Source organism: Blattabacterium cuenoti, from assembly GCF_014252315.1.
GTDB classification, from domain to species: domain Bacteria; phylum Bacteroidota; class Bacteroidia; order Flavobacteriales; family Blattabacteriaceae; genus Blattabacterium; species Blattabacterium cuenoti_AI.
On the sequence record NZ_CP059216.1, the window covers coordinates 436,960 to 462,082 of the forward strand.

Below are 25,123 nucleotides of genomic sequence, written 5' to 3' on the forward strand. Positions count from 1 at the left end.
TTTTAATCATAAATATTATAAACTTTTTTTTTATACTTTATATTTTTTCTATTTGTGTAAAATTTAATTCCAGAGGAGTTTTTCTTCCAAATATTAATACTGCTAATTCTAATTTCTTTTTTTCTTCATTAATTTTTTCTATTGTTCCATTAAATCCGCTAAAAGGACCATCTATTACTTTAATAGTTTCTCCTACAGTAAATGGAACACTTACTAATATATCTTCACATGATTCAGAATCATTTTTTATTTTTCCTAACATTCTTATAACCTCCTCATTTCTCATTGGAACAGGATTTGATCTACTCCCTTTACCTTCTCCTAAGAAGGTAATTACTCCAGGAACACTTCTAATTGCATGAATAGCTTCTCCCTCTAGATTAGCTTCTATAATAACATAACCTGGATAATATACTTTTTCTCTATAAATTCTTTTACCTCTTCTTATTTGAATTATTTTTTCAATAGGAACTAAAATTTTTCCAATATCTTCATTAAACCCATTATTTTTAATTTCATTTTCAATATATAATTTAACTTTGTTTTCTTGTCCACTAATGGTTTTTACAACATACCATTTTTTTTCTGAATTATTCATTATTTTAATAATATTAAGTTTTACAGAAAAAAAATTTTTTTATTAAAAAAATAAAAAAAATATCTACTCCATATAAGAATATAGATAAAAATATAGAACAAAAAAATATCAATATTGTTAATTCTTGTAAATTACTCCATTTAGGCCAAGTAATTTTATGAAATAATTCATTGTAAATTTCATAAAAAAAGTTATTTTTTTTCATAATACAAAAAACAAAATATAAAAAAATTTTTGCACGGATGATAAGAGTCGAACTTACACCTTTCGGTTTTGGAGACCGATGCTCTACCTAGTTTAAGCTACATCCGTAAAACAAAAATATATAAAAATATTAATTAATAATACTAGTTACTTGTCCAGCTCCGACTGTTTTTCCTCCTTCTCTAATTGCAAATCTAAGTTTTTCACTTAAAGCAATAGGTTGATGTAATTTTACTTTCATTGAAACATTATCTCCTGGCATAACCATTTCTGTTCCACTTGGTAAATTAATTTCTCCTGTTACATCTGTTGTTCTTAAATAAAATTGAGGTCTATATTTATTATGAAATGGAGTATGTCTACCTCCTTCTTCTTTTGTAAGAATATATACTTCTGCATTAAATTCTTTATATGGATCTATTGATCCAGGAGCTCCAATAACCATACCTCTTCTAATATCTTTTTTTTCTATACCTCTTAACAATAGTCCTACATTATCTCCAGCTTGTCCTCTATCCAATATTTTCCTAAACATTTCAACTCCAGTTATTGTAGAATTAAGTTTTTTATCACTCATTCCTATTATATCTACTGTATCTCCAGTGTTAATTATACCACTTTCTATTCTTCCAGTAGCTACTGTTCCTCTTCCAGTTATAGTAAAAACATCTTCTATAGGCATTAAAAATGGTTTATCCATATTTCTTATTGGATCAGGAATATAATTATCTAATGTATCCATTAGATCTTTAATTTTTTTTATCCATTTATCTTCTCCATTTAAAGCACCTAAAGCTGATCCTTGTATTATAGGAATATTATCTCCATCATATTCATATTTAGATAATAATTCTCTTATTTCCATTTCTACTAATTCTAGTAATTCATTATCATCAACTTGATCAACTTTATTTATAAAAACTATAATTTTTGGAACTCCAACTTGACGAGCTAATAAAATATGTTCTCTAGTTTGAGGCATAGGACCATCTGTAGCTGCAACTACTAAAATAGCTCCATCCATTTGCGCAGCACCTGTTATCATGTTTTTAATATAATCAGCATGTCCTGGACAATCTACATGAGCATAATGACGTTTTACCGTTTCATATTCTACATGAGATGTATTTATTGTAATACCCCTTGCTTTTTCTTCTGGAGCATTATCTATAGAATCAAAACTTTTTTCTTCAGCTAATCCATCTTTTGACAATACTTTTGTAATAGCAGCAGTTAAAGTTGTCTTACCATGATCCACATGGCCTGTGGTTCCTATGTTTAAATGTGGTTTATCTCTTTTAAATTTTTTTTTTGCCATGATAAAAATTTATTATTAAGTAAGTTGAGTTCAAAAAAAAGCCAACGGCGGGATTTGAACCCGTGACCTCTTCCTTACCAAGGAAGTGCTCTACCTTCTGAGCTACATTGGCTATAAATAATAATTATTTATTATTATTTAGAGCGGAAGACGGGATTTGAACCCGCGACATTCAACTTGGAAGGCTGATGCTCTACCAACTGAGCTACTTCCGCTTTATTTTTATTATTTATTAAAAAAAAATAATAATAAAAAAAAATGGGGAGAGTAGGATTCGAACCTACGAAGGCTATGCCAACAGATTTACAGTCTGTCCTCGTTAACCAAACTTGAGTATCTCCCCAATATTAAAAAAATATAAAAAACAAGCCGGTGGAGGGATTCGAACCCACGACCCCGAGATTACAAATCACGTGCTCTTACCAACTGAGCTACACCGGCATAATAAATATGCATAAATACGTAATAATGAAAATCAGGACGATACAAATCTATAGAGTTTTTTTATAATTCTCAAAAATAAATGTATACTTAAAAAAAATTATTTTATTAATTTTATTATTGAATAACAATATTATAATAATACCAATAAATATAAAAATATCTGATAAGTTAAAAATAGGTTCAAAAAATATAAAATTATATCCTCCTATAATAGGAATATATTTTGGTATAAAAAAATTTATTAATGGTAAATGAAACATATCAACTACACATCCCTTCATAATAGAATTATATCCTTTATTAGGAAAACTAATTTTAGATATTCCAGAATAAGAAATCCATTTATTATACTTACTATCATAGTATGTTCCACTATCAAATAATAATCCATAAAAAGCACTATCTAAAAAATTACCTAAAGAACCAGATAATATAAATATAATAGAATTAATCAAATAAAAATTTGAATTTTTTTTTATATTATATAAATAAATAAATAATATAAATAAAACAATAAAAAAGCGTAAAATACTTAAAAATACTTTTCCATAATATCCAGGAATAATATGTATTCCATACGCCATTCCAGGATTTTCTATAAAAAATATTCTAAAAAAATAAAATATTGAAAATCCTGATCCTAATCTAAAATGAGTTTTTATATATATTTTTAATAACTGATCTATAAAAACTAATAAAATAATTAAAAAATTTTTTTTCAACTTAATAATAAAATATTTTAAACTTAAAAATAAATTATTATTTCTCAAATTTTTTAATTTGTAAAAAAATTTTATTATTATTTATATTAATTTCTATTCCATTTTTTTTATCCAGTTTATCACAAAATAAAATATTCATAGAAAGAGTTTCTTTACATATAATATTTTTATATTCTATTAATATTTCTTTTACATTATAATTACAATTATTATTTATGTATATTAATATTTTTTCTGTTACAACATAACATAATTTTTTTCTTAAATATTGAGTATATCTAATTATTTCTCTTATAATTCCTTCATTTTTAAGACTTTTTGTAATATTTAAATCTAATGCTATAGTTAAATTATCTATAGATGAAACTGCCCAATTATCAATATATTCTGTAATAATTTTTACATCTTCTAAAGAAATAATGAAATTTTTTTTATCAAAAAATAAATTAATTTCCTTATTATCTTCAATTTTTTTTATTTCCTTTTGATTTAATTTTTTAATTAATTTACATATTTGTTTTGTATTATTACCAAATTTAGGTCCTAGTAATTTATAATTAGGTTTAACATATTTTATTAATTTCAAATTTTTATAAGAATCAGTAAATTTAACTTCTTTTACATTAGCTTCTTTCAAAATAATATCTAATATATCTTTTAATTTATCTTGTTTTTTTTGATAATCAATGATTAATACCCTTTTTAAGGGTTGTCTAATTTTAATCATATGTTTTTTTCTTAAAGAAAAAATAATATTAACTATTTTTTGAGCTAAACGAATTTTTTTCTCTAAGTTTTTATTAATAAAATTATTATTATGATCAGGAAATTTGCTAAGATGAATACTTAAACATTTTTCTTTTTTAGTTGTTAAGTTTAAATCAATATAAATTTTTTCAGATAAAAAAGGAACAATTGGAGATATAATTTTAGAAATATTCAATAAACAGTTATAAACTACTTGATAAGCAGAAATTTTATTTTTTGTATATTTATTTTTCCAAAATCTTCTTCTATTAAGTCTTATATACCAATTACTTAATTGATTTAAAACAAAATCATCAACTAAACGTACTACTTTTGTAGGATTATATTTTTTGTAATATTCATTAGATTTTTTAATTACAGTATTTAATTCAGATAAAATCCATAAATCTAATTGTGTATAATATTTATAATTATCTTTTTCTTTATATATAAATCCATCTATATTTGCATATAATGCAAAAAAAGAATAAATATTATATAGTGTACTAAAAAATTTTTTAATTACAATATTAATATTATCCATATCAAATTTTATATTATCCCATGGATTTGAATTAAATATAATATACCAACGTATAGAATCGGGACCATAATTGTTGATTAAATCAATTGGATCTATTGTATTTCCTTTACTTTTGGACATTTTATATCCATTTTTATCTAAAATTAGTCCTGTATATACCACATTTTTATATGCATAAGATTTAAAAATAGCACTACTAATAATATGTAAAGTAAAGAACCATCCTCTTGTTTGATCTGATCCTTCTGATATAAAATCAGAAGGAAATAATATTTTATTGTCAATAAAACCTTTATTTTCAAAAGGATAATGAAATTGAGCATAAGGCATTGATCCAGAATCAAACCAAACATCTAACAAATCAGGATCTCTTTTCATAGGATTTCCTTTAGGAGAAACTAAAATTAGTTTATCTAAAATATGTTTATGTAGATCAATTTTTTTATAATTTTCATCACTCATATCATTTATTATAAATTCATTAAAAATGTTATGAGACATAATTCCATGTTTTATAGATTTATTTATCTCAAAAATTAATTCTTTTATAGATCCTATAATTAATTTTTCTTTTCCATTTTTTGTTGTCCAAATTGGTAGAGGAGTTCCCCAAAATCTTGTTCTAGAAATATTCCAATTTTTAACATTTTTTAACCATGAATCAAATCTATTATTATTTTTATCAATATTATTGGAATACCAGTTTATTTTATCATTTAAAATAATCATTTTATTTTTAAATTTTTCATTATTTATAAACCATGAGTGTAAAGGATAATATATAATTGGTTTTCCTGTTCTCCAACAATGAGGATAAAAATGTTTATACTTTTCTGATTTAAATATTTTATTTTCTTTTTTCAGAAAAGAAACAATTTCTTCATCAACTGAAAAAAAATTATTTTTTTTTGGATTAAATGCATTATTTATATATTTATTATCAAATCCATAAGGAAAATCATCTAAAAATTTTCCTTGAAAGTCTACCAATGGTACTAATAAATTATTTTTTTTAATTAACATAGAAGGAATATCATATTTCTTAGCTATCAAAAAATCTTCTAATCCAAAAGTTGGAGATATATGAACTATTCCTGTTCCTTCTTCTACATTGATAGAATCACTTATTACAACTCTAAATGCTTTATGCATATTTTTATATGGAGAAAACCATGGTAATAATTGTTCATATCTTACATTAATTATTTTTTTTCCTTTAAATTTATTAATTATTAAGTATGGAATTTTTTTTCCACTTAATTTTATTTTATTTTCATTATTAACGGGAAAATATTCATTTTGAGGTAATACATTACTAATAGATTTTTCTGAAATAATAATATTTTCTTTTATATTGATAAAATGGTTATATATTTTAATTAAAACATAATCAATATTTATTCCAACAGATAAAGCGGTATTTGATGGTAAAGTCCATGGAGTTGTAGTCCATGAAAGCAAATAAATATTTCCCGATATATTTTTAAATTGATTATCTTTAGATAAAGTATTTTTTATTAATTTAAATTTAACAATGGGAGATATTTGTTCTATTTTTTTATAAGCACCAGGCATATTTAATTCATGATAACTTAATCCAGTTCCAGCTGCTGGAGAATAAGGTTGAATAATATAATCTTTATATAAAAGATTTTTCTTATAAAATTTTTTCAAAATCCACCAAACACTTTCTATATATTTAGAATTACATGTTTTAAAATTATTTTTTAAATCAATCCAAAATCCCATTTTTTCTGTAAATAATTCCCATTCTTTTAAAGAATCATTAACAAATTTTTCACATATTTTATTATAATTTTCTACACTAATTTTTTTTCCTATATCATTTTTATTTATACCTATTTTTTTTTCAACATTTATTTCAACAGGTAATCCATGAGTATCCCATCCAGCTTTTCTGAACACTATTTTACCTTTCATATAATTATATCTACAAAATATATCTTTTATAGTTCTAGATAAAATATGATGAATTCCAGGAGGACCATTCAATGACGGAGGCCCTTCATATAAAACATATATATTTTTATTAGAATAAAAATTTTTTTTAAAATTTTCTTGTGTTTTTTGAAAAACTTTATTCTCTTTCCAATATTTAATTATTTCAATAAATATTTTTTTTAAATTTAATTCTTTATACTCTGAAAATTTTTTTGGCATAAGAATTTTTATTTAATTGATTTATCAGATTTATTTACTAATAGTATAGAATAAAAAAATATTATAATTTTTAACTATATCATTATTAAAATGAGTAAAAACAACAATAAAAAAGAAGAAACACCATTAATTAAGCAATATAATAATATAAAATCTAAATATCCAGATACTATTTTATTATTTCAAGTTGGAGATTTTTATGAAACTTTTGATAAAGATGCTATTTTATGTTCTAAAATACTAAATATTGTTTTAACTAAAAAATCTAATATTAAACATCTAGCTGGATTTCCTTGTCATTCTTTAAATACATATTTACCTAAATTGATAAAATCAGGAAATAGAGTAGCTATTTGCAATCAAGTAGAAGATAAACCTGTAGAAGGTAAAAATATAGTTAAACGAGATGTAGTTGAATTAATTACTCCAGGAGTAATAATAAATGAAAATATATTAAATATTAAATCTAATAATTTTTTATCTTCTGTTCATATAGAAAAAAATTCTTTTGGATTAAGTTTATTAGATATTTCTACAGGAGAATTTTTTGTTGTAGAAGATGATATAAAATATGTATATCAATATATAAATCATTTCAAACCTAGTGAAATAATTTATCAAAATAATAAAAAACATTTTTTTGATAAATTATTAATTAATGATAATTATCCTACTTTTTTGATGAATGATTGGATGTTTAATTATCAGCTTTCTTATGAAAAAATGATAATGCATTTTAAAACAAATTCATTAAAAGGATTTGGTATTGATGATATGAAATTAGGAATAATATCTTCTGGAGTTATTCTTTATTATTTATATGAAACATATAATTTTAAAATTAAACACATATCTAATATCCGTAGAATAAAAAAAGAAAATTGTATGTGGATAGATGATTCTACTTTTAAAAATCTTGAAATTTTTCATCCTATAAATAAAAATGGATCTTCATTAATAAATGTAATAGATTTTACAATTACTCCTATGGGAGGTAGATTATTAAAAAATTGGATTCTTTTTCCTATTATTGATATTGATATTATAAAAAACAGAATAAATATAGTAAAAGAACTATATGAAAATGAAAAAATAAGAATACTTATAAAAAAAAATCTTAAATCTATTCATGATATAGATAGAATTATATCAAGAATGGTTATGGATAAAACTAATATAAGAGATATTATAATTTTAAATGAATCTTTAATTTCCATTGATAAAATGAAAAAAATAACTTTTTTTCATAAAAAAGTAGAAAATATTAAAAAATTAATAATTTTATTACAAGATTGCAATTATATATCTAAAAAAATTGAAAAAACTATAAATAAAAATGTTTTATTTACAAATGATAAAATTAAACATAATATAATAAAAAAAGGAAATTCTAAAGAGTTAGATAAACTTAGAGATCTATATTTAAATCAAAAAGAATATTTATTAAAACTTTGTGATAAAGAACAATCAAAAACAGGAATAAAAAATATTAAAATTCATTTTAATAATATATTAGGATATTCTTTTGAGATTAGAAAAAAATATAAAAATATTGTTCCTTCTCATTGGAAGCAAAAACAAACATTATCTAGTACTATTAGATATAGTACTGATGAATTAAAAAATTATGAAGTAAATATAATAAATAACGAACAAAAAATTTTTTATTTAGAAAAAGAAATAATTAAAAATCTTATTAATAATATTTTAAAACATATTAAAATATTACAAAATAATTCAAAATTAATAGCCAAAATAGATGTATTACATTCTTTTTCTTCTTCTGCAATAGAAAATAATTATTCAATGCCTATAATAAATAATTCTCATAATTTATCTATAATAGAAGGTAGACATCCTGTAATAGAAAAACAATTTTTATTAAAAAATTCATATATACCAAATGATATTTTGCTTAATAGCAATAAGCAACAAATTATAATTATAACAGGACCAAATATGTCTGGAAAATCTGCTATTTTACGTCAAACAGCTATTATAATATTAATGACACATATTGGAAGTTTTGTTCCAGCAAAAAAAGTAGAAATAGGATTAATAAATAAAATTTTTAGCAGAGTTGGTGCTTATGATAATATATCTATGGGAGAATCAACTTTTATGGTTGAAATGAATGAAACAGCAAATATATTAAATAATATTTCTAAAAGAAGTTTTATTATTTTAGATGAAATAGGAAGAGGAACTAGTACTTATGATGGAATAGCAATCGCAAAGTCAATTATAGAATTTTTACATAATAGCAAAATGAATCCTTTAGTATTATTTGCTACTCATTATCATGAATTAAATAATATGACTCTTTTTTTTAAAAGAGTAAAAAATTATCATGTATCTGTAAAAAAAATAAAAGATAATATTGTTTTTATAAGAAAATTAATGATAGGAGGAAGTGATTCTAGTCTTGGTATTTATATAGCAAAAATATCAGGAATGCCTATTAATGTTGTTAAAAAATCAATGAAAATATTAAAAAAATTAAAAAATGATAAAAAAAATAAATGTTTAACAAAAGAAAAAAATTATATTTTTTTAATAAAAAAAATTATACATATTTTAAATAATATAAAAAATATAGAATTATTATCTAATAAAGATGCTATTATTAAAATAAATGAAATTCAAAAATTATTAAATTAATAAAATTTGTTATAAATAAATTTGCTATATATATTAAGTGTTTTTAAATTAGTATATAAAAAAGCGAGAATAGCTTAGTTTGGTAGAGCACGACCTTGCCAAGGTCGAGGTCGCGGGTTCGATCCCCGTTTCTCGCTTATATTTATTATATTTTTTTATAATCCGGGTGGTGGAATTGGTAGACACACAGGACTTAAAATCCTGTGATCATATTGATCATACGGGTTCGAGTCCCGTCCCGGGTACAATTAATTATTCATTTCCAAAATAATTAGGAGCTTCTTTTATTATATTTACACTATGTGGATGATTTTCTTTCAATCCAGAATTTGTTATTTTAACAAACTTAGATTTTTTTATTAATTCTTTTATATTAGATACACCGCAATACCCCATTCCTGATCTTAATCCTCCACATATTTGATAAATAACATCTTTTATCTTTCCTTTATAAGGAACTATTGCTTCTATTCCTTCTGGAACAAGTTTATTATTAAACTGAAAATATCTATCATTACTACCTCTTTTCATAGCTGATAATGAGCCCATTCCTACATATGTTTTAAATTTTCTTCCATGATAAATTACTTCTTCTCCAGGAGATTCATCTGTTCCAGCAAATAAACTACCTATCATAACAGAACTAGCTCCAAAAGCTAAAGCTTTTACAATATCTCCAGAATATCTTATTCCTCCATCGGAAATAACACTAACATTTCTTTTTTTTGAATATTTATATACTTCATTTATAGCTGTTAATTGAGGGACTCCTACTCCAGCTATAACTCTAGTTGTACATATTGATCCTGATCCAATTCCAACTTTCAAAATAGAAGATCCAGCATCTATTAAATCTTTAGCTCCATCTTTAGTTACAATATTTCCTACTAATAATGTAATATTAGGAAATGAATTTCTAATTGATTTAACAATATCAATAATTTTGGAAGAATGACCATGAGCAGAATCTATAGCAATTAAATCAACTTTTACCTGTACTAATGATTCAACTCTATCCAATATATTTTTATCTACTCCTATTGCAGCTCCTACTCTTAAACATCCTCTAGAATCTTTACATGCATTAGGATATTTAATTATATTATCTATATCTCTAATTGTTATTAATCCTTCAAGTTTATTAAAACTATCTACAATAGGTAATTTTTCTATCCTTTCTTTAATTAGAATATTTTTTGCTTCTTCTGTAGTTATACATTTTGTAGATGTTATCAATTTTTCTTTTGTCATAACTTCTTCTACTAAAGAATCCATATCTATTCTATATTTTATATCTCTTTTTGTTATAATACCTACTAATAATTTATTTTCTTCTACTACAGGTAATCCTGATATTTTATATTTATTCATTAGATATTGAGCGTATTTTAATGTAGATTTTCTAGAAAGAGTAATAGGATTATCTATAATTCCACTCTCATATCTTTTTACTTTATAAACTTCTTTTGTCTGATTTTTTATATCCATATTTTTATGAATTATTCCCATTCCTCCTTCTCTAGCAATAGATATAGCTAAAGAAGATTCAGTAACCGTATCCATAGCTGCACTTAATATTGGAATATTTAATGTAATATCAGAAGTTATAGATGTTTTTAATGATACTTCTGATGGTAAAATTGAGGAATATGATGGAACAAGTAATACATCATCAAAAGTTAAAGCTTCTTTTAAGATCTTTTTGTTTGAAGACATAATTTTTTGTTTTATTAATTGATTCAATATTAATTGATTAAATAACGTAAAAATTAATTTATAATATTCTTATTATCAATATAAAAATAAAAATTGTAGATTTGTTTTTCATTAATAATGAAAAAAGACAAATAATCATATATTTTTTCATTTCAAATTTTTATATAAATTTGTCCATAATGTGTAACAATTGAAATATTATTTGATTATGATGAAAAAATTAAGATTTACTGTTACTACAATTTTTTTGTTAGCTATGTTTTTGCTAACTATTGGTTGTAATAATAAAAATAAAAACAATGAGAATAATTCTTCTGCAACAGAAGAAGAAAAACCATCTAATGGAAATGAAAATCCAACAGATTCACAATCTTCTACAAATATACCTCCTTCTACTCCTGGAGAAGAGTCTTCAAAAAATAATAATGAAGAAAATAATGGGATAACATCTGATAAAGATAAAATAACAAATTCTGAAGATAGCGAAAAAAAAGTAACAGATAATTAATATATATTAAGCAAAAAAAGGTATATTACATTACAAATAAGGAGTATATCTATTATGTAATATTTCGTATTAAATCCTTTTTTTGCTTTTTATTGATTTTTAATTTTTGCTTTTTTTCCTTTTAATTTTCTTATATAATATATTTTAGATCTTCTTACTTTTCCTTTTTTATTTATATCTATTTTTATTATGTTTGGTTGATTTATTGGAAATAAACGTTCAACTCCTATTCCAGAACTATATTTTCTAACAGTAAATGTTTTTATTAATCCATTTCCTTGTTTTTTAATTACTACTCCTCTAAAAGATTGAATTCTTTTTTTATTTCCCTCTTTAATTTCAAAAAATATAGTAATTGTATATCCTGATTTAAATAAAGGAAAATTATTTTTCTTATTGAAAGTATTATTTACATAATCTAAAATCTTTCTATTGAACATATTAAATAATTTTTTTTATATCATTTATTATTCCATTAGTTAAATAATTAGCTCTATTATTTGATATATGACTTTCTGAATATATCCTAATAATATTTTCAGTATTAGACTTTCTTATATGTATCCACTCATTATTCATAAAATTTATTTTAATACCATCATTAACGTTTATTTTTTCTTTTTTATATTTTTTTTTTATATTTTCTATAAATTTTTTATAACAAAATGATAACCGTATTTTTTTTTTAGACATAAAAGATATAGGATATAACTTTTTTAAATTTGATAAAGATATACAATTTAATTTGGATAAATAAGACAAAAATAACGCTATTCCAATTAAAGCATCTCTTCCATAACGTAATTTTGGGTATATAATACCTCCATTTCCTTCTCCTCCAATAATTGCATTTACTTTTTTCATTTGTTTTACTACGTTTACTTCTCCTACAGGAGAAGTGTAAAATGGAACTTTATTTTTTAAAGATATATATTCTAATATATTAGATGATGATAACGTGGAAACAACAGGCCCTTTTTCATTTTTTAGTATATAATCAACAATAGATATTAAGGTATATTCTTCTCCAAAAAATGCCCCATTTTCACATATAAAAACTACTCTATCTACATCTGGATCTACAGATATTCCTAAATTTGCTTTTTCAGACAAAACTTTTTTACAAATCTCTTTTAAATTTTTCTTTATAGGTTCAGGATTTCGTTTAAAGTTACCATCAGGATTACAATGTATTTTTATAACATTAATTCCTAATTTTTTAAGTAGAATTGGTACAGCTATTCCTCCTGTTGAATTTATTCCATCTACTACTATTTTAAGTTTACATTTTTTTATATTTTCTTTATCTATAATAGGTAATGATAATATTTTATTAATATGTTTATTAATATAATCTTTCTTATAAAAAATTTTTCCTAATTTTTTATAAGAAACGAATTTAAAATATTTTTTTTTTATAATTCTAAATAAAGATTTAATTTCTATTGAAGATAAAAATTCTCCATAATAATTAAATAATTTCAATCCATTCCAATTTTTTGGATTATGACTAGCAGTAATCATAATACCTCCTAATACATTTTCATTTAAAATTGCAAATCCAATTGTAGGAGTAGTAGATAATCCTATATCTAGGATATTAATACCTGAACTTTTAATTGTTGATGAAATCAATTTATGAAACATTTCAGATGTTGATCTTCCATCTATTCCTAATAGAATAATATTTTTATTTCTGTATAGTTTACTACGATTTTTTATCCAATATGCATATCCAGATATAATTTTAACTACATCTATTGGAGATAAACATTTTCCTACTAATCCACCTATAGTTCCTCTTATTCCAGATGAAGATTTTACAATAACCAAACGTAAATTTTTTTAGTGCAAAAGTACAAAATTAAATTTTGATTTAATTAAAAATTAATTATATAAAATATATATATTTTTTTTAATTAAAATCAAAATTATCTTCATCTAAATTTAGATTATCATTATAATTTATTTTATTTATTTTTTCTTCGTTTTTATGAGATAAAGGTGGATATATTATATTATTTTTTTCATTTTCTATTACATTTTTTTTTTCATTTTCTATTACATTTTTTTTATAATCTTCATCCCAACTTAATGAAGTTGATTTATTATATATAATATTTTTAAATTTAGATTTTGATCCTATAAACTCTAATCTAAATTTATCTAATCCACCATTTCTATGTTTAGATATTATTATTTCTGCTTGTCCAATACAAGAATCATTTTTGTCATCATTATCCCATATTCTGAATCCATAGTATTCTGGTCTATAAATAAATAATACTATATCTGCATCTTGTTCTATAGCTCCAGATTCTCTTAAATCAGATAATAAAGGTCTTTTACTTCCTCCTCTTGTTTCTACTGCTCTAGATAATTGAGACAATGCAATTATAGGAATATCTAATTCTTTAGCTAAAGATTTTAAATTTCTAGATATAACAGATATTTCCTGTTCTCTGTTATGAAATGATTTAGTTACATAACTATGAGAAGTAATTCCCATTAATTGCATATAATCTACTAATATTAATTTTATTCCATATTGAGAAATTAAATAACGACATTTAGCACGTAAATCAAATATAGATAAAGATGGAGTATCATCTATAAACAAAGGTGATTTCTTTAGTCTTTTTGTTTCATTGCACAACAAATTCCATTCTAAATCTGATAAACTAGCTCTTTTAATTTTATCTAAAGGAATTTCTGTTTCCGATGAAATAAGTTTTGTAACCAATTGAATAGAAGACATTTCTAATGAAAAAATTACAGCAGGTATTTTTTGTTTAATTACTATATTTCTAACCATGGATAACATGAAAGTTGTTTTTCCCATTCCTGGCCTAGAAGCAATTATAATTAAATCAGAATTTTGCCATCCAGATGTTATATAATCTAATTTATGATATCCAGATGATATTCCACTTAATCCTTCTTTTTTAGTATTTTTAATTTTATTAATAGCTTTATCAACAAGAAATTGAATTGATTCAAATTCTTTTTTAATCAAGAATTTTTGATTTATATTAAAAATTTTTGATTCTGCATAATCCAATAAATTAAAAACATCTATATTTTTATCATAACATTTACTTACTATTTCAGAAGATATTTTTATAAGTTCTCTTAAAATAAATTTATGAAGAATTATTTTACTATGATATTTTATATGAGCAGAAGAAATTACTTTTTGTGTTAATTCTATTAAATATAGTTCTCCTCCTACAAAATTTAATTTGTCACTTTTTTGTAATTCGTCTAATACAGTATAAAGATCTACTGGTTTAGAATTATCATATAATTTACGTATAGCTATATATATATATTTATGTTCTTTTTTATAAAAAACATCTGGAAAAATTAAGTTTACAATCTCATCTAATCCTTTTCTATCAATTAGTATTGCACCTATAATAGCCTCTTCTATTTCTATTGATTGAGGTGGAATTTTTCCAATTATTTTTTCTTCATTAAATAAATTATTTTTATATTTCATATATTGTAATCTTCAAAAACTCCCATAGAAATATATTTATTTTTTCTATATCTAACAATTGAATCTATACTAATAGAAGATAACTCTTTATAATATTTAATTATTTTTTTTTTCACTAATTTAAATGTTTTTTTAGGAAAAAAATGAGCACCACCTAATGGTTCTTTTATTATATCATCTATAAGATTTAATTTAAACATATCATTTGCAGTTAATTTTAATGCATCTGCTGATTCTTTTTTTTTACTCCAATTTCCCCAAATTATTGTAGAACAACTTTCAGGAGAAATAACAGAATACCATGTATTTTCCATCATAGAAACTTTGTCGCCTATTCCAATTCCTAAAGCTCCACCACTTGCTCCTTCTCCAATAACTATAACAATAATGGGAACTTTTAAAGACATCATTTCATAAATATTTCTACCAATAGCTTCTCCTTGACCTCTTTTTTCAGCATCAATTCCAGGAAAAGCGCCTGGAGTATCTATAAAAGTAATTATTGGTTTTTTAAACTTTTCTGCTAATTTCATAAGACGTAAGGCTTTTCTATATCCTTCTGGATTAGGCATTCCAAATCTTCTATATTGTCTATCTTTTGTATTTCTTCCCTTTTGTGTTCCTATTAACATAAAAATATTATTATCTATAATTCCAAATCCTCCAACCATTGCTTTATCATCTCCAAAATTACGATCTCCATGTAATTCTATAAATGAATCTTTTTTAGTTATAGAATAAATATAATCTAAAGTATATGGTCTATTAGGATGTCTAGATAATTGAACTCTTTGCCATGGAGTTAAATTATTATGAATTTTTTTAATAGTATTTTCTAATTTACATTTCAATTGAGAACATATATTTTTCATATCAACTCCAATTTTTTTTTCTATAATAATACAATTAATATATTGATCTTGAATTTCTTGTATTGGTTTTTCAAAATCCAAATACTCCATAAATATAATATTTAAATAAATGATTTTATATATTCTTTATTTAAAATAGAAATATATTCTGTAGATATTCCTTTTGGACATTCTATTTCACATGCTTTAGTATTTGTACAACTACCAAATCCTTCTTCATCCATTTTATTTACCATATTTATTACTCTATCTTTTCTCTCTATTTTTCCTTGAGGTAAAAAAGAAAATTGAGAAACTTTTGATGAAACAAATAACATAGCAGATTTATTTTTACATGCAGCAACACAAGCTCCACAACCAATACATGAAGCTGCATCAAAAGATTTTTCTGATAAATCCTTTGAAATAAGAATAGAATTTCCATCTATACTTTTACCAAAAGTATTTACAGAAATAAATCCTCCTGAAATAATAATTCTATCAAAAGCTGATCTATCTACAATAAGATCTTTAATTACAGGAAAAGACTTTGCCCTCCAAGGTTCTACAATAATAGTATCTCCATTATTAAATTTTCTCATATGTAATTGACAAGTTGTAATTAATTTGTCTGGACCATGTGCCCTTCCATTTATATATAAAGAACACATTCCACAAATACCTTCTCTACAATCATGATCAAACGATATAGGTTCATCATTATTTTTAGAAATGATAATTTCATTATTTATAATATCTAACATTTCTAAAAAAGAACAATTAGGAGATATGTTTCTTACATTATATGTTTTAAATTTTCCTTTTTCTTTATTATCTTTTTGTCTCCAAATATTTAATTTAAAATTAAGAAGTTTTTCCATAACAAATATTATTATTTATAAGATCTTGTTTCTAATTTTAGAAAATTAAAATTTATATTTTCTTTATACATTATTGATTTATCAACTGATTTGTTATGTTCCCATACAGATACATATTGATAATTTTTGTCATCACGAAGAGCTTCTCCTTCTTTTGTTTGATATTCTTCTCTAAAATGACTTCCACAAGATTCTTTTCTATTTAAAGCATCCATTGCCATTAATTCACTTAAATATAAAAAATCCGATACTCTCATAGCTTTTTCTAATTCTGGGTTTAATCCATATTTGTTACCAGGAACAAAAACATTTTTCCAAAATTCTTTTCGTATTTCTTTTATAATTTTTATAGATTTAATTAATCCTATACCTGTTCTACTCATTCCAATATATTTCCACATAACATTTCCCAATTTTTTATGAAAAAAATCAACAGGAGTTTTACCTTTATTTTTTATAAAAAAATCAATTGAATCTTTTACTTTTTTTTCTGAATTTACAAATTGATTATGATTTATAGTTAATTTATTTGTTTCATTTATATTAACATATCTAGATAAATAATCTGTAATAGTATAAGGAAGTATAAAATATCCATCGGCTAATCCCTGCATTAAAGCAGAAGCTCCTAATCTATTTGATCCATGATCAGAAAAATTTGACTCTCCTATAACAAAACATCCAGGAATAGTAGACATTAAATTATAATCAACCCAAATTCCTCCCATTGTATAATGAACAGAAGGATATATTTCCATAGGAACTTCATATGGATCTTCATTAGTAATTTTTTTATACATATGAAATAAATTTCCATATTTAGATTCTAAAATAGATTTTCCTAAATTTTTAATTTTTAAACTATTTAATTCATTACCTAATCCTAATTCATTAGCTTTTTCTCTTCCATATTTGTATATTGAATGTTCAAAATCTAAAAAAACTCCTTCTCCATTTTCATTTTTTCCTATACCAAATCCTTTATCACAACGTTCTTTTACGGCTCTAGAAGCTACATCTCTAGGTACTAAATTTCCGAATGAAGGATAACGTTTTTCCAAAAAATAATCTCTATTTTTTTCATCAATATCTTTAGAAGATTTATATCCATTTCTTATAGAATTACAATCTTTTAAATATTTTGGTATCCATATTCTTCCATCATTACGTAATGATTCAGACATTAATGTTAATTTAGATTGATAATCTCCATGTGGAGGAATACATGTAGGATGAATTTGAGTAAAACAAGGATTAGCAAAAAAAGCACCTTTTTTATGAATTTTCCATATAGCACTTGCGTTAGATCCCATAGCATTAGTAGATAAAAAAAATATATTACCATATCCACCTGAAGCAATAACTACAGCATGAGAAATATGTTTTTCTATTTCTCCATTAATTAAATTTCTAGCAATTATTCCTCTGGCTATTCCATCTATAACTACTATATCTAACATTTCATGCCTATTGAACATTTTTATTCTTCCTTTTCCTATTTGTCTAGACATTGAAGAATAACATCCTAATAATAATTGTTGACCTGTTTGACCTTTTGCATAAAAAGTTCTTGATACTTTTGTTCCTCCAAAAGATCTTGTATCTAGATATCCAGCATAATCTCTTGCAAATGGAACTCCTTGTGCTACACATTGATCAATAATATCAGAAGATATTTCAGCTAAACGATATACATTAGATTCTCTTGATCTAAAATCTCCACCTTTTATTGTATCACAAAAAAGTTGATATATAGAATCGTTATCAGATTTATAATTTTTAGAAGCGTTAATCCCTCCTTGTGCTGCTACTGAATGAGCTCTTCTAGGTGAATCTTGATAACAAAATGATTTAATATTATATCCTAATTCTGCTAATGTAGCTGAAGCAGAACTTCCAGCTAAGCCTGTTCCAACCACAATTATATCTAATTTATTTCTATTATTAGGTGATATTTTATTTAATGATTGTTTATAATTTTTCCATTTATTTGACAAATCTCCTGTTGGAATTTTTGAGTCAAATTTCAATAAATTTTTCATAATTAATTAAAAAAAAACCAAATAGCAATAGTAGAAAATCCGATACTAATAAATAAAAAATAGTAATATCCTATTTTTTTTATATAAATAATATTTTTATTATTAGACAATCCCAAAGATTGAAAAGAAGATTGAAATCCATGATTTAAATGAATTCCTAATATTATAAATGAAAAAATATAAATAAATGTATAAAAAGGATTTTTAAACAAGGAAGTAACTAAATTATAATCAGATATATGATGATATGTATTATATTTCATAGGAATAGTAAAATTTATTAAATGTAAAATCAAAAAACATAAAATTAAAATACCAGTAAATATCATTGAACGACTGCTAAATGATGTAATTGAATTTGAATTATTTATAGAATAATCAACTTTTCCTTTAACTTTTCTATTATGAAAATAAAGTTTAATTCCCATTAAAATATGTATAATAAAACCTAAAGCTAAAATATATTCCATAATTCGTATAATGATATTTTTTTTCATAAAATAAACAGCATTATTAAATGATTCTTCTCCAAAAAAAAGAGAAAAATTTATACTTAAATGTAACAGCAAAAATATCATAAGAAAAATTCCAGTAATACCTGAGATTAATTTTTTACCAATAGTAGATCTAAAAAACATTGAATAATTTATGTTCACTTTAAATATCTTTTTATTCTTTGTAAAGATTCAACTAACAAATCTATATCTTTTTTTTCATTAAATATTCCAAAAGAAACTCTTATAGGCATCATTTTTGTCAAAAAAAAATTATCCACAATTAATTTAATAACATGTGATATATTTTTCATAGAATTACTACATGCACTTCCTTTTGATACAGAAACACCCATCAAATCTAAATGAAAATAAAGTAAATTATCAATTTTTTTTATTGGATATAAAAAATTTAATATAGTAGGAATACTTTTTTTACAATCAAATGAAAGTCCATTAAATATTACGTTTGGAATATTATTTTTTAATTGTGATATGCAATATTTTTTTAATTTATATATTTTTTTTATATGATTTTTATCACACAATGATAATTGTATTGCTTTAGATATTCCAACTATTCCTGGAACATTTTCTGTTCCATTTCTAATTCCATATTCTTGATTTTCAAATATTTTATACTTTTGTTTACTATTAATTTCATTCAAAATATTTTTTCTTATAAAAATGAATCCAACTCCTTTTGGTCCATAAAATTTATGAGCACTTGCTGTAATAAAATCTATATTAAATTTTTTCATATCAATTGGAAAATTTCCTACAAATTGAATTGTATCTGAATGAAAATATGCTCCATATTTTTTACATAAAAAAATTACCGTTTGTATATCAAATAACAAATTTCCAATTTCATTATTAGCATACATTAAAGTAACAAGAATTTTTTTTGAAGAAAATTTCTTCAAAATTTTTTCCATATGATCCATATCAATAATTCCATATTTATCGAATTTAATAAAGCTTACAGATACATTATTTTTTTCAGATAAAATTGATAATGAATGTAAAATAGAATAATGTTCTAATTTAGATGTTAAAACATGTTTAACTCCCAATTTATAAAAAGATAAATTTAATACAAGGTTATTAGATTCAGTTCCACCAGAAGTAAAAATAATTTCATTTGGATAAGAATTAATACTATTTGCTACACAAATTCTAGATTCTTCTATAACAGATCTAGCTTTTCTTCCATAACTATGTTGTAAAGAAGATGGATTTCCAAATGTATACCTCAAAGAGGTAACCATACTTTTTATTACCTCTTTTCTTATAGGAGTAGTAGATGCATTATCTAAATATGCACGTTTCATTGAAATAAAATTATTTTTAACAAATAACAAAAATAATGATTAATAAATTCAAATTCTTTTTATATAATTTTTAATTTATAAATTTCAACATAATTGTATAAAAAATACATTTGATTTTATCATTAAATACTTAAATTTTTTCAATGTTTTTTAAAATGTATAATTTTTTTTAAATTAAATTAAGATTATGAAAATAGATGTTGGATTTTCTGTATTAATGGGGTTTATATCAGGAGTCCTTATGTGTTATTTTTTTGGAAAAAAAACCATACTAAAAAAACATTTTAAAATTTTAAAAAAAGCCCGTGATAAGGCAAAAAATATTATAAGTATTGCAGAAATAGATGGTGAATCCATAAAAAATAAGAAAATTATCTATGCAAAAAAAAAAGTTTTAGAATTGAAATTAAAATATGATAGAAATATTCTTTCCAGAGAAAGAGAAATAACTAATATAGAAAATCAAACAAAAAAAAAAAATAAAAGACTTTATAGAGAAATAGATATATATTTTAAAAAAAATAATAGATTAGAAACACAAATATATGAATATGAAAAAAAATATAAAATTTTTAACAAAAAACAAAAAGAATTTGAAAATTTATATAAAAAACAAATAAAAATACTTGAAAAAATATCAAATTATTCTTCAGAAGAAGCAAAAAATGAATTAATAAATTCATTAAAAGAAGATGCTAAAATAAAAGCACAATCTTATATAAAAAATATTATAGAAGAATCACAATTAAATGCAAAAACTGAAGCAAAAAAAATTATAATTAATACAATACAAAGATTAAGTACAGAACAATCTGTTGAAAATTCTATATCTATATTTAATATAGAATCAGATGACATAAAAGGACGTATTATTGGAAAAGAAGGTAGAAATATAAGAACTTTGGAAAAAGCAACTGGAGTAGAAATTATTGTAGACGATACTCCAAAATCTGTACTTTTATCATGTTTTAATCCAATAAGAAGAGAAATAGCAAGATTATCTCTTCATAAATTAGTAATAGATGGACGTATTAATCCAGCAAAAATAGAAGAAATTGTTGCAAAAACAGAAAAACAAATTGAAGAAGAAATAATAGAAATAGGAAAAAAAAGTATAATAGACTTAGATATACATGGAATTCATCCTGAATTAATAAAAATAATAGGAAAAATGAGATATAGATCTTCTTATGGTCAAAATTTATTACAACATTCTAGAGAAGTTGCTAATATATCATCTATATTAGCATCAGAATTAGGTTTAAATGCAAAACTTGCAAAACGTGCAGGATTATTACATGATATAGGAAAAATTCCTGAAAATGAATCTGAACTATCTCATGCTATTTTAGGTATGCAATGGGCAGAAAAATATGGAGAAAACATAGATGTATGTAACGCTATAGGATCACATCATAATGAAATAGAAATGAAAGTTTTAATATCTCCTATTGTTCAAATATCAGATTCTATAAGTGGATCAAGACCAGGTGCAAGAAAAAATTCTTTTGAATCTTATTCAAAAAGATTAAAAAATTTAGAAAATATAGCTCTTAGTTTTAATGGAGTAAATAAAGCATTTGCTATCCAAGCAGGAAGAGAACTCAGAGTTCTTGTAGAAAGTAAAAAAATAAATGATGAAAAAATTTTTCAACTATCCTATGATATAACAGAAAAAATAAAAAATGAAATGACCTATCCTGGACAAATAAAAGTAACAGTAATTAGAGAAACAAGAGCAGTACAAATAGCTAGATAAAAAATATTATGAAAAATACTTCTATAACTTCATTCATAAAAAAATATTTTTGTCATTTTAATGCATTAAATTTATATGAATCAGCAAAAGCTTATAAAAATCATATTAAAAATAATGGAAAAATGATGATTACATTAGCAGGAGCAATGAGTACTGCAGAATTGGGTAAAATTTTATCGGAAATGATTAGAAAAAATAAAGTACACATTATATCCTGTACAGGAGCTAATCTGGAAGAAGACATATTAAATTTAATATCAAATTCTTATTATAAAAAAATTCCTAATTATAAAGATTTAACTCCTGATGATGAAAAAATTCTTTTAAAAAATGGTTATAGCAGAATAACTGATACCTGTATACCAGAAGAAAAAGCTTTTAAAAAATTACAAAATCATATATTTACAGTATGGAATAAAGCTAAAAATAGCTCAAAAAGATATTTTCCACATGAATATATATATCAAATACTATTAGATAAAATATTAGAGCCGTATTATAATATAGATCCAAATGATAGTTGGGTATTAGCAGCAGCAAAAAAAAATTTACCAATTATAGTTCCAGGATGGGAAGATAGTACAATAGGAAATATATTTTCTTCATACTGCATGAAAAATAAATTTCATACTAATATTATAAAAAATGGAATTGAATATATGATATATTTAGCAGAATGGTATAAAAAAGAATGTATTAAACATAAAATAGGATTTTTTCAAATTGGTGGAGGAATATCTGGAGATTTTCCTATATGTGTTGTCCCTATGTTGTCACAAGATATAGGAATTTCAGTTCCTTTTTGGGGATATTTTTGTCAAATATCTGATTCTACTACTAGTTATGGATCTTATTCTGGAGCAGTTCCTAATGAAAAAATAACTTGGGGAAAATTAGATAAAAATACTCCAAAATTCATGATAGAATCAGATGCTACTATAGTAGCACCATTAATTTTTGCATATGTGTTAAATATGTAATTTTATTTATTTTTACAATATATAAATTCAATTAATATGAATAATAATTTTAAATCATATGATCTTGTTATTATAGGATCAGGACCAGGAGGATATATTTCTGCTATAAGAGCTAATCATTTTGGATTACGTACAGCTATAATTGAAAAAAATAAAAATTTTTTAGGTGGAACCTGTTTAAATACAGGATGCATACCATCAAAATGTCTTTTAGATTCTTCTAAGAATTTTTTTATAGCTAAAAAAAATTTTTCTTCACATGGAATTTTTTTTGAAAAACTAAAATTTGATTTAAATAAAATTATTAATAGAAAAAATAAAACTATTGAAAATATAAATAATGGTATTAAATATTTAATGAGAAAAAATAATATTGATATATATAATGGAATTGGATATTTTAATACAAAAAATATTTTATCAATTAAAGATCATGAATCAATGATTGAAAAACATAAAATACAATTTAAAAATTGTATAATATCTACAGGATCTTTTCCATTAAATTTATCAAAAAATATTATTAAAAAAAATTATTATAATGATAATGAATTAAATAATAAAATTATAACCTCTACAAAAGCATTAAATATGAATAAAATTCCAAAAAAACTTATAACAATTGGTGGAGGATTTATTGGATTAGAATTAAGTTCTGTTTTTAGCAGATTAGGAAGTGAAGTTATTATTATTGATAGTATGGATAGAATAATACCAAACATGGATCATTCAATAAGTAATGAGATGAAAAAAATTTTAGAAAAATCATCTATAAAAATTAAAAATTCTTTATTTGTACAAGAAATAGAAATTTTAGAAAAATCTGAAGAAATATTAGTATCTACTATAGATAATTCTGGAAATAAATTTTCATTTAATGGAAATTGTTGTCTTATATCAATAGGAAGAATTCCTTATACATCTAATTTGGGATTAGAAAATATAGGAATAAAAAAAGATAATAAAGGATTTATAATTGTTGATAAAAATTTACAAACTACAATTAATAATATATATGCTATTGGAGATGTTATAGGAGGAAAAATGTTAGCACATAAAGCAGAAGAAGAAGGGTTATATGTTGTTGAACATATAATTGGAAACAAACCAAATATATTAAATTATAATCTAATTCCTTCTATTATATATACTTATCCAGAAGTATCTAGTGTTGGATATACAGAATATGAATTAAAAGAAAATAAAATAGAATATAATATTGGAAATTTTCCTATGAAAGCATTAGGAAGAGCTCGTTCTAGTGGATGTATTGATGGATTTATAAAAATGATTTCTGATAAAAAAACAGATGAAATATTAGGAGTTCATATAATAAGCGAATTTGCTTCAGATATTATTATGGAAGCTGTTGTTGCTATGGAATTTAATGCTTCTTCTGAAGATATATATAGAATATGTCATCCTCATCCTACTTTTAGTGAATCTTATAAAGAAGTATCACTTATGAATTTTGAGAATAAATCAATTCACATATAATAATAATTACCAATTAATAATAGATTTATTTTTATTTTGTAAATAATCATTGGTTTTTTTGAAATGTCTACCCCCAAAAAATCCTAAATTCACAGAAAATGGATATGTATGTGATGATTTTAATATAAAATGATTATTTT

General features: G+C 22.7%; 19 protein-coding genes and 7 tRNA genes. 7 read left to right on the plus strand and 19 right to left on the minus strand.

The window, feature by feature from the left end; genetic code table 11:
- Positions 1-37: 37 nt before the first annotated feature.
- From nusG to ileS, 10 genes are all read right to left on the minus strand, one after another.
- Positions 38-598, minus strand: coding sequence for a transcription termination/antitermination protein NusG (gene nusG, locus H0H39_RS02165; RefSeq protein WP_185877257.1), 561 nt, complete (start codon positions 596-598; stop codon positions 38-40).
- Positions 599-611: 13 nt separating this feature from the next.
- Positions 612-803 (minus strand): preprotein translocase subunit SecE, encoded by a 192-nt coding sequence (gene secE / locus H0H39_RS02170; protein ID WP_185877258.1) that lies wholly within the window; start codon positions 801-803, stop codon positions 612-614.
- A gap of 32 nt (positions 804-835) precedes the next feature.
- A tRNA-Trp gene (locus H0H39_RS02175) sits at positions 836-910 on the minus strand.
- Between the two features lie 22 nt (positions 911-932).
- A complete protein-coding gene (gene tuf / locus H0H39_RS02180; RefSeq protein WP_185877259.1) occupies positions 933-2,120 on the minus strand; it encodes an elongation factor Tu in 1,188 nt (395 codons plus the stop codon).
- 39 nt (positions 2,121-2,159) lie between these two features.
- Positions 2,160-2,232, minus strand: a tRNA-Thr gene (locus H0H39_RS02185).
- A gap of 30 nt (positions 2,233-2,262) precedes the next feature.
- A tRNA-Gly gene (locus tag H0H39_RS02190) sits at positions 2,263-2,335 on the minus strand.
- 44 nt (positions 2,336-2,379) lie between these two features.
- Positions 2,380-2,463 (minus strand) — tRNA-Tyr (locus H0H39_RS02195).
- Positions 2,464-2,487: 24 nt separating this feature from the next.
- A tRNA-Thr gene (locus tag H0H39_RS02200) sits at positions 2,488-2,561 on the minus strand.
- 50 nt (positions 2,562-2,611) lie between these two features.
- On the minus strand, positions 2,612-3,286 hold the full coding sequence (locus H0H39_RS02205; RefSeq protein WP_185877260.1) for a lipoprotein signal peptidase: 675 nt from the start codon (positions 3,284-3,286) through the stop codon (positions 2,612-2,614).
- A gap of 37 nt (positions 3,287-3,323) precedes the next feature.
- Positions 3,324-6,758: an isoleucine--tRNA ligase gene (gene ileS / locus H0H39_RS02210; RefSeq protein ID WP_185877261.1), complete on the minus strand. Its 3,435-nt coding sequence runs from the start codon at positions 6,756-6,758 to the stop codon at positions 3,324-3,326.
- Positions 6,759-6,848: 90 nt separating this feature from the next.
- Here ileS and mutS point away from each other — a divergent pair, with 90 nt between their 5' ends.
- The 3 genes from mutS to H0H39_RS02225 all read left to right on the plus strand — a co-directional run bounded on the left by mutS (position 6,849) and on the right by H0H39_RS02225 (position 9,664).
- Entirely contained in the window at positions 6,849-9,419 is a 2,571-nt protein-coding gene (gene mutS / locus H0H39_RS02215; RefSeq protein WP_185877262.1) for a DNA mismatch repair protein MutS, read from the plus strand.
- Positions 9,420-9,482: 63 nt separating this feature from the next.
- Positions 9,483-9,556: transfer RNA gene (locus H0H39_RS02220), tRNA-Gly, on the plus strand.
- Between the two features lie 23 nt (positions 9,557-9,579).
- Positions 9,580-9,664, plus strand: a tRNA-Leu gene (locus H0H39_RS02225).
- 7 nt (positions 9,665-9,671) lie between these two features.
- Here the strand turns inward: H0H39_RS02225 and guaB are convergent.
- The gene (gene guaB / locus H0H39_RS02230; protein ID WP_185877263.1) at positions 9,672-11,135 is read right to left on the minus strand and encodes an IMP dehydrogenase; all 1,464 of its coding nucleotides are present in this window, start codon (positions 11,133-11,135) and stop codon (positions 9,672-9,674) included.
- Between the two features lie 211 nt (positions 11,136-11,346).
- On the opposite strand from guaB, the gene H0H39_RS02235 reads away from it, so the two are divergent.
- On the plus strand, positions 11,347-11,643 hold the full coding sequence (locus tag H0H39_RS02235) for a hypothetical protein (RefSeq protein ID WP_238785634.1): 297 nt from the start codon (positions 11,347-11,349) through the stop codon (positions 11,641-11,643).
- Between the two features lie 89 nt (positions 11,644-11,732).
- Here the strand turns inward: H0H39_RS02235 and rplS are convergent, their stop codons facing one another.
- The 8 genes from rplS to H0H39_RS02275 form a co-directional block, all read right to left on the minus strand.
- Positions 11,733-12,083: a 50S ribosomal protein L19 gene (rplS, locus tag H0H39_RS02240; RefSeq protein WP_185877265.1), complete on the minus strand. Its 351-nt coding sequence runs from the start codon at positions 12,081-12,083 to the stop codon at positions 11,733-11,735.
- A 1-nt stretch (position 12,084) separates the two neighbouring features.
- Positions 12,085-13,476 (minus strand): phosphoglucosamine mutase, encoded by a 1,392-nt coding sequence (gene glmM / locus H0H39_RS02245; protein ID WP_185877266.1) that lies wholly within the window; start codon positions 13,474-13,476, stop codon positions 12,085-12,087.
- 82 nt (positions 13,477-13,558) lie between these two features.
- Complete coding sequence (gene dnaB / locus H0H39_RS02250) at positions 13,559-15,145, minus strand: replicative DNA helicase (protein WP_185877267.1); 1,587 nt, start codon at positions 15,143-15,145, stop codon at positions 13,559-13,561.
- Positions 15,142-16,107 (minus strand): acetyl-CoA carboxylase carboxyltransferase subunit alpha, encoded by a 966-nt coding sequence (locus tag H0H39_RS02255; RefSeq protein ID WP_185877268.1) that lies wholly within the window; start codon positions 16,105-16,107, stop codon positions 15,142-15,144. The genes dnaB and H0H39_RS02255 overlap by 4 nt, the downstream gene beginning before the upstream one ends.
- A gap of 11 nt (positions 16,108-16,118) precedes the next feature.
- Positions 16,119-16,877, minus strand: coding sequence for a succinate dehydrogenase/fumarate reductase iron-sulfur subunit (locus H0H39_RS02260; RefSeq protein WP_185877269.1), 759 nt, complete (start codon positions 16,875-16,877; stop codon positions 16,119-16,121).
- Between the two features lie 11 nt (positions 16,878-16,888).
- Positions 16,889-18,919 carry a fumarate reductase/succinate dehydrogenase flavoprotein subunit gene (locus tag H0H39_RS02265; protein ID WP_185877270.1) on the minus strand — a complete coding sequence of 677 codons (2,031 nt, stop codon included), beginning with the start codon at positions 18,917-18,919 and terminating at the stop codon, positions 16,889-16,891.
- 2 nt (positions 18,920-18,921) lie between these two features.
- Complete coding sequence (locus H0H39_RS02270; protein ID WP_238785635.1) at positions 18,922-19,575, minus strand: succinate dehydrogenase cytochrome b subunit; 654 nt, start codon at positions 19,573-19,575, stop codon at positions 18,922-18,924.
- Positions 19,572-20,747: a cysteine desulfurase family protein gene (locus H0H39_RS02275; RefSeq protein WP_185877271.1), complete on the minus strand. Its 1,176-nt coding sequence runs from the start codon at positions 20,745-20,747 to the stop codon at positions 19,572-19,574. The genes H0H39_RS02270 and H0H39_RS02275 overlap by 4 nt, the downstream gene beginning before the upstream one ends.
- A gap of 187 nt (positions 20,748-20,934) precedes the next feature.
- Here H0H39_RS02275 and rny point away from each other — a divergent pair, with 187 nt between their 5' ends.
- The 3 genes from rny to lpdA are packed head-to-tail and all read left to right on the plus strand — an operon-like array spanning position 20,935 to position 24,983.
- Entirely contained in the window at positions 20,935-22,506 is a 1,572-nt protein-coding gene (gene rny / locus H0H39_RS02280; protein WP_185877272.1) for a ribonuclease Y, read from the plus strand.
- Positions 22,507-22,514: 8 nt separating this feature from the next.
- Complete coding sequence (locus H0H39_RS02285) at positions 22,515-23,486, plus strand: deoxyhypusine synthase family protein (protein ID WP_185877273.1); 972 nt, start codon at positions 22,515-22,517, stop codon at positions 23,484-23,486.
- Between the two features lie 36 nt (positions 23,487-23,522).
- Positions 23,523-24,983, plus strand: a complete 1,461-nt coding sequence (gene lpdA / locus H0H39_RS02290) for a dihydrolipoyl dehydrogenase (RefSeq protein ID WP_185877274.1) — start codon at positions 23,523-23,525, stop codon at positions 24,981-24,983.
- Positions 24,984-25,123: the final 140 nt, after the last annotated feature.